We start from the raw sequence: 1,454 nt of genomic DNA on the forward strand, positions 1-1,454 counted from the left end.
TTCCCGCGTTCTTTTGCGGCGTCTGTTGGTTTGACGGCCTCTGCGATGTCCTTCGAGGAGGCGACGATGCCGTAGGCGGGGGCGGCGGTGGTTTCGATGTCGGAATGCTTGACGAGGTCGCCGTAGACGGTGATGACGCCGAGCTTGTCCTGGTTGTGGGCGCCGCCGCCGGAGCCCTGCTCGGAGTAGAGCACGATGCGCGAGCGGTCCATCACGCCGTCGCCGTTGGAATCGCTGTAGCTGATCGACCAGATGCGCGTGGTGTGGCCCTCGACGACCAGCCGGTCGCCCTCGGCGCGGCTGTAATCCATCACCACGTCGCCGCCGATGCTGTCGACCCAGTGGTCGTGCAGCTTGTCGTTCTCGCCGGCCACGCCGTGCCAGTTGATCGTGCCGTCGTCGTTGGTGTGCTTCTCGATGTAGCGTTTCTTGGCGTTGATCAGGGTCTGGAAGTAGAAGATGTCCGCGCCCGCGCCGCCGATCATCGCGTCGTCGGCGTTGAGCGGCTGCTTGGCGTAGAGCTTGCCCTTGGTCAGCTCGTTGTAGGGGTCGCCCTCGTCGCGGCCCTTGACGTAGGCGATCTTCGGCTCGCGGGCATCGGAGCGGGAGATCAGCAGGTCGTCGCCGGCGCCGCCGATCAGCCGGTCCTCGCCGTGGCCGCCGTCGAGGATGTCCGCGCCGTCGCCGCCGCGCAGCGTGTCGTTGCCGTAGCCGCCCTGCAGGATGTCGCGCCCGCCCTTGCCGTCGAGCGTGTCGTTGCCGCGCCCGCCGTCGAGCCCGTCGGCGCCCTCGGTGCCCGCCATGTCGTTGTCGGCCTTGCCGGCGCGCTTCATCGCGACCGTGCGCATCAAGTGGCCGTGCTCGGAGAGGCCGTAGCCGGAGGCGATCTCCTTGAGCGTGTCGGAGCCGTGGTGCATCTGCTCGAAAGCGGGCATCAGGTCGGCCATGGTGTTGGCCATGGTGGCCGACATGCCAAGGCGCGCCGAGGCGTCGGCGGCCAGTGCGGCGATATCGCCCTCGCCGAGCTGGCGGTTGTAGATCTGCACGTCGCCGATGGTGCCGTTGAACAGGCTGTGGGCCTCGTCGGTCTTGTCGGAGCGCCAGGCGCGCGACCCGCCGACCACCAGCGGGGCGTCGTTACGGGCGATGCCGAGCTTGAACTCCGGCTCCGACGCGGCCAGCTCGCCGTTGAGCCAGATCTCGATCCCGTCCTTCCCGAAGGTCAGCGCGAAATGGTAGGTCTCGCCGGCCGAAAGCACCACGTCGGGCACCTTGAGATATTCGTAGCCGTCCTCTTCCTCCATCACCACGACGATGGTGCCGTCCTTGATCCAGACGGTGAACTCGCCGGCGCTCTTGTCCGACAGGTCCTTCGAGATCAGCGCCATGTCGCCGTAAAGCGTGTCCAGCGAGAAACTCAGCGATATCGTCCCGCGGCCAAGCTCAAGGGCGTC

1 protein-coding gene is annotated in these 1,454 nt (G+C 67.1%); it reads right to left on the bottom strand.

What is annotated here, in order from left to right:
- A partial coding sequence (locus ARC39_RS25090) for a LamG-like jellyroll fold domain-containing protein (protein ID WP_303645112.1) occupies positions 1-1,454 on the bottom strand: 1,454 nt, incomplete at both ends.

It is taken from the genome of Tropicimonas marinistellae (assembly GCF_001509585.1).
Taxonomy (GTDB): domain Bacteria; phylum Pseudomonadota; class Alphaproteobacteria; order Rhodobacterales; family Rhodobacteraceae; genus Tropicimonas; species Tropicimonas marinistellae.